The sequence below is a fragment of the Gordonia sp. NPDC003504 genome, from assembly GCF_053587995.1.
Window position 1 is genome coordinate 37,045 of record NZ_JBSFPC010000021.1, and the last position, 7,309, is coordinate 44,353.

The window sequence follows — 7,309 nt, forward strand, 5'->3', positions numbered from 1 at the left end:
TTCGCGACAGTCAACGGAATCCTGATTGCGAAATCGTCATAAAATGTTGCGCCAAACCACGAAATCCGTCAGGATCGTCGTGTGCCTGACACACCACCCGCACATCTGGACAACACCGCCAAACGCATCATCGAGCTACTGCAGGCCGACGGACGCAGCTCGTACGCGTCCATCGGCAAAGAGGTCGGCCTCTCCGAGGCCGCCGTCCGCAACCGCGTCCAGAAGCTCGGGGACAGCGGCCTGCTGCAGATCGTCGCTGTCACCGATCCGTTGAAGCTGGGCTTCTCGCGCCAGGCCCTGATCGGCATCCGCTGCACCGGGGACACCGAGGCGCTGGCCCGCGCACTGGCCGACCACGCCGAGATCGACTACGTGGTGTTGACCGCCGGGTCCTTCGACATCCTGATCGAGGTCGTGTGTGAGGACGACGATCACCTCCTGTCGATTCTGAACAAGACGGTGCGCCGCCACCCCGAGGTGACCGCCACCGAAACGCTCGTCTATCTGAAACTTGTCAAACAGCAATACAATTGGGGTACACGATGACCGCAGTCGCACAACAATCCGCCGGCTCCAGTTCATGGGGCGAACGCAGCGCCGCACATCTGTGGGGACACTTCGCCCGGCACGGTGAGGGCATCGCCCCGCCGGTGATCACCAAGGGTGAGGGGGTCCGCATCTTCGACGACCGCGGCCGCAGCTACCTCGACGGCCTCGCCGGCCTCTTCGTCGTCCAGGCCGGGCACGGTCGCACCGAACTCGCCGAGGCGGCCGCCAAGCAGGCCAAGGAGCTCGCCTTCTTCCCCGTCTGGTCCTATGCGACCCCACCGGCGATCGAACTCGCCGAGCGACTCGCCGCCTACGCGCCGGGCGATCTCAACCGGGTCTTTTTCACCACCGGCGGCGGCGAGGCCGTCGAGAGCGCCTGGAAACTCGCCAAGCAGTACTACAAGCTCGTCGGTAAACCGTTGAAGCACAAGGTGATCTCCCGATCGGTCGCCTATCACGGCACCCCGCAGGGAGCACTCGCCATCACCGGCGTGCCCGCCCTCAAGCAGATGTTCGAGCCGCTCACCCCGGGCGGTTTCCGCGCCCCCAACACCAACATCTACCGCGCACCCGACGCCGAATTGGCCGCCGATCCCAAGAAGTTCGGCCGCTGGGCCGCCGACCGTATCGCCGAGGCCATCGAGTTCGAGGGCCCCGACACCGTCGCCGCGGTCTTCCTCGAGCCGGTGCAGAACGCGGGCGGGTGCTTCCCACCGCCGCCGGGATACTTCGAGCGGGTGCGCGAGATCTGCGACGAGTACGACGTCCTGCTGGTCTCCGACGAGGTGATCTGCGCGTTCGGCCGCATCGGTTCGATGTTCGCCTGCGAGGACTTCGGCTATCAACCCGACATCATCACCTGCGCCAAGGGCATGACCTCGGGATACTCACCGATCGGTGCGATGATCGCGAGTGAGCGACTGTTCGAACCGTTCAACGACGGTTCCACCACCTTCCCGCACGGCTACACCTTCGGTGGCCATCCGGTGTCGGCGGCGGTGGCCCTGGCCAATCTCGATCTCTTCGAACGTGAAGGGCTCAACGATCACGTCAAGACCAACGCACCGGCCTTCCGCGCGACGCTGGAGAAACTGCACGACCTGCCGATTGTCGGCGATGTGCGCGGCGAGGGGTTCTTCTACGGCATCGAGTTGGTCAAGGACAAAACCACCAAGGAGACCTTCTCCGACGCCGAATCCGAGCGCATCCTGCGCGGATTCCTGTCCTCGGCGCTGTTCGACAACGGTCTGTATTGTCGCGCCGACGATCGGGGTGACCCGGTCGTCCAGCTGGCCCCGCCGCTGATCGCCGGGCAGGCCGAGTTCGACGAGATCGAGCAGATCCTGCGGACGGTGCTGACGGAGGCCTACACCCTGCTCTGAGACGACCCCACCGATCCGTCTACACCGGACCGTCGGGCCGGGGTCACCGCTGGTAACCTCCCACCGGTGACCTCGCGCCACCGCCTCCTGGCCCTTGCCGTCGCCGCCGTGGTGACCGGCCTGTCCGGTGCTCCCGCCCTCGCGGCCCCGGTGGCCACACCGGTGACCGATCACTGCCCGCACCGGGTCGCCACGCCCCCGGCGGTGGACACCTCCGAGGTCGTCGCACCCGGTTCGGCGGCGCCCACCCCGCTACCGGTCCCGTCCGCGACCGTGGGCGGCGACGCGCTCGCCGGCTGCGGGGTGATCGCCGATCCGGCGGCCGGGCCGGTGCCCGATCGGCTCACCTCGGCCGGCTGGCTGGTGGCCGACATGGACTCCGGAGCGGTCATCGCGGCCAAGGACCCGCATGGCCGCTATCGGCCGGCGTCGACGATCAAGGTGCTGCTCGCGCTCACCGTCCTCGACAGCGGACTCGATCTCGATCGCGTGGTGGAGCCGACCGTCGAGGACTGGAGCGCCGAAGGCGACTCCTGCGGGATGGGACCGGGCGGGCACTACGCCGTCCGCGACCTGCTCAGCGGTCTCATCGTGGTGTCGGGCAATGACTGCGCGAATGCGCTGGCCCGACAGCTCGGCGGCGTGGACGCGGCGCTGACGAAGATGAACACGCTGGCCGGCGACCTGCACGCCCTCGACACCCGCGCGGCGAGCCCGTCCGGACTCGACGCCGCCGGGATGTCGACCTCACCCTATGACCTGGCACTGATCTTCCGCGCCGCGATGGACAACGCCACCTTCGCCGAGATCATCGCCAAGCCGACGTACTTTTTCCCCGGCTATCCGGCCCGGGCCGACGTCCCCGGCGACAACGACCACCCGGGCTATGAGATGCAGACATCCAATCACCTTCTGCTGGAAGGCTATCCGGGTATGCTCGGCGGCAAGACCGGGTACACCGACGACGCCCTGAAGACCTTCGTCGGGGCCGCACAGCAGGGGGATCGTCGCATCCTGATCGTGCAGATGTACGGGCTGTCCACCGCCGACGACAATTACTGGACACAGGGCGCGTCTCTTCTCGATTACGGATTCCGGTCACCTGCGGGAATCCGCGTCGGCGAGTTGGTGGCCGATGACCGGCCGGCGTCGGCAAGTCCCACCGCCGGTGCGGCGCCACAGAATGCGAGCCTCGCCGACCCGGCCACCAACCGGAGCACATCGACACGCCTGCTCATCGGACTTGTCGCGGCGCTGGCCGTCGTCGCCCTCGTGGCCGCCGCCCGGCGCATGATGGTCCGCCGCCGCAGCCGATGACCAGCAGTACCGATCAGTCGCGAAACCTCCTGAGCGCCAAGCCGACCAGCGTGCCGAACGCCGCAGCCCCGGCGACCACGGCGGCGCGTGGCATCGGGTTCACCTCCACCGTCGGGCGGACGACGACGGCCTGCTCGGCCGGATCGACCTCGTCGGCGACCTGGTACGGGGCGTTGACCGGATCGGTCGCGCACCATGCGGTGGCATACAGGATGATGCGAGAGGCCAGGTAGGCGAAGACCATCACGCCGAGGATGGGCCCGAACGCCACCCCGGCCGGGCTGCTCAGCACCGACTTCAGGTAGATCCCGCCGACCGCCTTGACGATCTCGAAGGCGATCGCGGTGATCAGGCCGGCCCTCAGGGTGTTGCGGAAGGGTAAGGGCACCAACGGCAAACGCGACAAGATGAAGGTGAACAACAACCAGCTCGCCAGCACCGAGATCACCACCGCCACACCACGCACCACCACCGGCGCCCAGGCGGCGTCATCGGCCTTCACCCAGCGCAGGATCGTCGACACGATGCCGCCACCGTTGGCCAACGTGGTGAACGCCATCGTCACCGCGAACGCGACTCCGAGGAGGGCGAAGGTCAGCAGGTCGGTTCCCTTGGACACCAACGCATTACGATTCAGGCGCCCACCGAACATCTCGGTCATCCCCGCTCGGACCCCGGCGATCCAGCCGATGCCGGTCAGCGCGGCACCGAGAAGACCGACGACGCCCACCGCGGTGCGTGAGGCGATCGCGGAATCGATGACCTGCTCGACCTGGCTGCCGAGTTCGCCGGGCAGTTCCTTGACCACCGACTCCTGGATCTGGTCGATCAGGTCCGGCCTACTGGCCAGCACAAAGGCGGCGATCGCGAAGGCCACCATCACGATCGGGACGAGCGCCAGGATGCCGTTGAAGCTGATGCTCGCCGCATACAGGTTGCCGCGCCGGGTGGTGTATCGCTGCTGCATCGCGATCAGGTGCTCCAGCCATGGCCATCGTCGGCGTGCGTCGGCGAACTGCTGTTGCGCGAGCGCGATCAGTCGCTTGATCCGGTCGATCATCGCACCCATATGTGCCACCCTCCGCCTCGGTGCGGAGCGCACGCTCCGCGATCACGCGACCCGCCGGGCGTGGACTACACCGACGGCGGGTCTACTCCCCTACCGTAGGCGCGAGGAACCCCACCTTGTCGTATACCGATGCCAGCGTGGCGGCCGCGACGTCGCGGGCCCGGCCGGCGCCCCGTGCCAGGATGGCGTCGAGTTCGGCAGGGTCGTCGAGGTACTCGGTGACGCGGCCACGCAGCGGCGTCACGAAGTCGGCGAGTACCTCGGCGGTGTCGACCTTGAGGTCGCCGTACCCTTTGCCCTCGTACTTGGCGACGAGATCGTCGACGCCCACCCCGCTGAGCGCCGACTGGATGGTCAGCAGGTTGCTCACTCCCGGCTTCTCGGCCGGGTCGAACCGGATGACCGAATCGGTGTCGGTGACCGCCGAACGGATCTTCTTCGCCGAACGCTTCGGGTCGTCGAGGAGGTTGATCAGACCCTTGTCGGTGTCGGCGGACTTGCTCATCTTGGCCGTCGGATTCTGCAGGTCATAGATCTTGGCGAATTCGGAGACGATGTGCGCCCGCGGGACGACGAATGCCTTCCCGAATCGCTTGTTGAACCGCTGCGCGAGATCACGGGTCAGTTCCAGATGCTGACGCTGATCCTCGCCGACCGGCACGAAATCGACGTCGAAGGCGAGGATGTCGGCGGCCATCAGGATCGGGTAGGTGAACAGGCCCACGCCGGTCGCGTCGGTGCCCTGCTTGGCGCTCTTGTCCTTGAACTGCGTCATGCGACTGGCCTCACCGAATCCGGTGATGCACTGCAGGACCCAGGTCAGCTGCGCGATCTCGGGGACGTGGGACTGCACGTACACCGTCGCACGAGCCGGGTCGACGCCGACCGCGAGCAGCTGGGCCACCGACAGCCGGGTGCGGTCGGCGAGGGTCTTCGGGTCGAACTCGACGGTCAACGCGTGCATGTCGGGGATGAAGTAGAACGCGTCGAAATCGTCCTGCAGTTCCACCCACTGCTTGACCGCGCCCAGGTAATTGCCCAGGTGGAAGGAGTCGCTGGTGGGTTGAATGCCCGACAGCACACGCCGGCGCGGCGCGGCGGAATCCGAAACGTCACTCATGACACCAGATTCTCTCAAACGCACTCACTCGTAGATCACGGTGACCGGCGCGTGATCCGACCAGCGGCGGTCGTAGGAGTCGGCGCGGTCGACGAAGGCCTTGACCGCCCGCCGGGCCAGGGCCCGATTGGCGAGTTGATAGTCGATCCGCCACCCCGAGTCGTTGTCGAAGGCCTTGCCCCGCCACGACCACCAGCTGTACGGGCCGTCGACGCCCGGATGCAGTTCGCGCACCACGTCGACCCAGCCGGTTCCGAGGCGGTGCGCCACCCACTCCCGTTCATGGGGCAGGAACCCGGGGTTACCGAGATTGCCCTTCCAGTTCTTGATGTCGGACTCGGCGTGGGCGATGTTCCAGTCGCCGCCGACCACGACGTCGCGGCGGCGTCGTGCCGCGGTGGTCAGGTAGTCGCCGAATTCGGTGAGGAACCGTTTCTTCTCCTCGAACTTCGCGACGTCCTTGTCGGTGCTCGACGGCGTCGGGGCCCCCGCCCCCTTCGGGAGGTAGAGACTCCCGACGGTCAGCGGTCCCGCTCCAGATGCGACGCCGGTGGCGAAGTCGGCCTCGAGGTAACGCCCGGTCGGGTCGAACTCGGCACTGCCAAAGCCTGTCCGCACCGCCGTCGGTGTGACCTTGCTCATCACTCCCACCCCGGCATGGCCCTTGACCACCGATTCGGTCATCGTCAGCTGCCAACCCCGATCGATCATCGGCCCGAGCGCCTCCCGTGCCTGTTGTTCGCTCGCCCGGATCTCCTGGAGCAGCACGATGTCCGGATCTGCCGAATCGAGCCAGGTCAGGAGGCCGGGATTGATCTCGGATCGCGCCTTGGTGGCCGCCCGGATGCCGTTCACGTTGACGGTGGTGATCGTGGTTGTCACGGCTCCACACCCTACGTCTACGCTCCGACATCCCAATCTGGACTGGGTCCAAGGTTAGGCAACCCTTGTGCACCACGGGATTTTATGTAATCCTCACCTAATAGTCAGATGAGGTGAGTTCCGATGTTCGTTTGTATCTGCCGCGCGGTGACCGAGGACGAGGTCCACGAGCACTGCTCCCAGGGTGCGCGGACCGTCGACGCCATCAGCGATCGCTGTGGCGCCGGTGAAGGATGCGGAACCTGCCTCGAACGACTCTCCGAGATTCTCAGCGAAAGGACCGCCGTCACCAGCGCCGCCTGACACACGCCGAGTTCGACCTCATGTGAATGCCTCACATGGGGCCATTGGTCGTGTTACCGTTCGACTCATCATTCTTTGACCCGAGCGGAGTTGTGTCATGCGTGGAGATGACGAGGTCATCGCCCTGTTGAACGAGCAGCTGACCAGTGAGCTGACCGCCATCAACCAGTACTTTCTGCACGCGAAGATGCAGGACAACTGGGGTTTCACGGAGTTGGCCGGCAAGACCCGCGCCGAATCGATCGAGGAGATGACCCACGCCGAGATCCTCACCGACCGCATCCTGTTCCTCGAAGGCCTGCCGAACTATCAGAAGCTGCTGCCGCTGCGCATCGGGCAGACCCTGCGCGAGCAGTTCGAATCCGACCTCGCCATCGAACTCGAGGTGGTCGACCGGCTGAAGCCTGGAATTGCCTTGTGCCGCAGCAAGGGTGACATCACCTCGGCGAAGCTGTTCGAGGAGATCCTCAAGGACGAGGAACACCACATCGATTACCTCGAGACCCAGCTCGAACTGATGGACAAGCTCGGCGAGCAGCTGTACATGGCCAAGATCGTCGCGACCCCGCCGGACGTGGGCTGAGTCGCCGGGATTCCCCGAGCATCAGACTTCAACGCATATCAGTGGCGCCGCCTGTCCGACACGCCGCGCCCCAGGTGTCTGACCCCCCGGGCGGGAGAACCAGT

8 protein-coding genes are annotated in these 7,309 nt (G+C 66.1%); 5 read left to right on the top strand and 3 right to left on the bottom strand.

The window, feature by feature from the left end; translation table 11 throughout:
* Positions 1-81: 81 nt before the first annotated feature.
* The 3 genes from ACWDPV_RS23240 to ACWDPV_RS23250 all read left to right on the top strand — a co-directional run bounded on the left by ACWDPV_RS23240 (position 82) and on the right by ACWDPV_RS23250 (position 3,248).
* Positions 82-546, top strand: a complete 465-nt coding sequence (locus tag ACWDPV_RS23240; protein WP_348802613.1) for an Lrp/AsnC family transcriptional regulator — start codon at positions 82-84, stop codon at positions 544-546.
* Positions 543-1,931, top strand: a complete 1,389-nt coding sequence (locus ACWDPV_RS23245) for an aspartate aminotransferase family protein (RefSeq protein WP_449744861.1) — start codon at positions 543-545, stop codon at positions 1,929-1,931. The genes ACWDPV_RS23240 and ACWDPV_RS23245 overlap by 4 nt, the downstream gene beginning before the upstream one ends.
* Positions 1,932-1,997: 66 nt before the next feature.
* Positions 1,998-3,248, top strand: coding sequence for a D-alanyl-D-alanine carboxypeptidase family protein (locus ACWDPV_RS23250; RefSeq protein WP_449744862.1), 1,251 nt, complete (start codon positions 1,998-2,000; stop codon positions 3,246-3,248).
* A gap of 13 nt (positions 3,249-3,261) precedes the next feature.
* Here ACWDPV_RS23250 and ACWDPV_RS23255 read toward each other — a convergent pair whose 3' ends face one another.
* The 3 genes from ACWDPV_RS23255 to ACWDPV_RS23265 all read right to left on the bottom strand — a co-directional run bounded on the left by ACWDPV_RS23255 (position 3,262) and on the right by ACWDPV_RS23265 (position 6,319).
* Entirely contained in the window at positions 3,262-4,317 is a 1,056-nt protein-coding gene (locus tag ACWDPV_RS23255) for a YhjD/YihY/BrkB family envelope integrity protein (RefSeq protein WP_449744863.1), read from the bottom strand.
* Positions 4,318-4,399: 82 nt separating this feature from the next.
* Positions 4,400-5,437, bottom strand: a complete 1,038-nt coding sequence (gene trpS / locus ACWDPV_RS23260) for a tryptophan--tRNA ligase (protein ID WP_449744864.1) — start codon at positions 5,435-5,437, stop codon at positions 4,400-4,402.
* 24 nt (positions 5,438-5,461) lie between these two features.
* Positions 5,462-6,319 (bottom strand): exodeoxyribonuclease III, encoded by an 858-nt coding sequence (locus ACWDPV_RS23265; RefSeq protein ID WP_449744865.1) that lies wholly within the window; start codon positions 6,317-6,319, stop codon positions 5,462-5,464.
* Between the two features lie 123 nt (positions 6,320-6,442).
* On the opposite strand from ACWDPV_RS23265, the gene ACWDPV_RS23270 reads away from it, so the two are divergent.
* Both ACWDPV_RS23270 and bfr read left to right on the top strand, forming a co-directional pair.
* Positions 6,443-6,622, top strand: a complete 180-nt coding sequence (locus ACWDPV_RS23270; protein WP_348802619.1) for a (2Fe-2S)-binding protein — start codon at positions 6,443-6,445, stop codon at positions 6,620-6,622.
* Between the two features lie 97 nt (positions 6,623-6,719).
* Positions 6,720-7,205, top strand: coding sequence for a bacterioferritin (gene bfr / locus ACWDPV_RS23275; RefSeq protein ID WP_348802620.1), 486 nt, complete (start codon positions 6,720-6,722; stop codon positions 7,203-7,205).
* Positions 7,206-7,309 lie beyond the last annotated feature (104 nt).

Coding starts and splice junctions, on each gene's coding strand:
- ACWDPV_RS23255 (WP_449744863.1), bottom strand. CDS start 4,317: ATGGGTGCGATGATCGACCGGATCAAGCGACTGATCGCGCTCGCGCAA.
- bfr (WP_348802620.1), top strand. CDS start 6,720: ATGCGTGGAGATGACGAGGTCATCGCCCTGTTGAACGAGCAGCTGACC.
- ACWDPV_RS23270 (WP_348802619.1), top strand. CDS start 6,443: ATGTTCGTTTGTATCTGCCGCGCGGTGACCGAGGACGAGGTCCACGAG.
- ACWDPV_RS23245 (WP_449744861.1), top strand. CDS start 543: ATGACCGCAGTCGCACAACAATCCGCCGGCTCCAGTTCATGGGGCGAA.
- trpS (WP_449744864.1), bottom strand. CDS start 5,437: ATGAGTGACGTTTCGGATTCCGCCGCGCCGCGCCGGCGTGTGCTGTCG.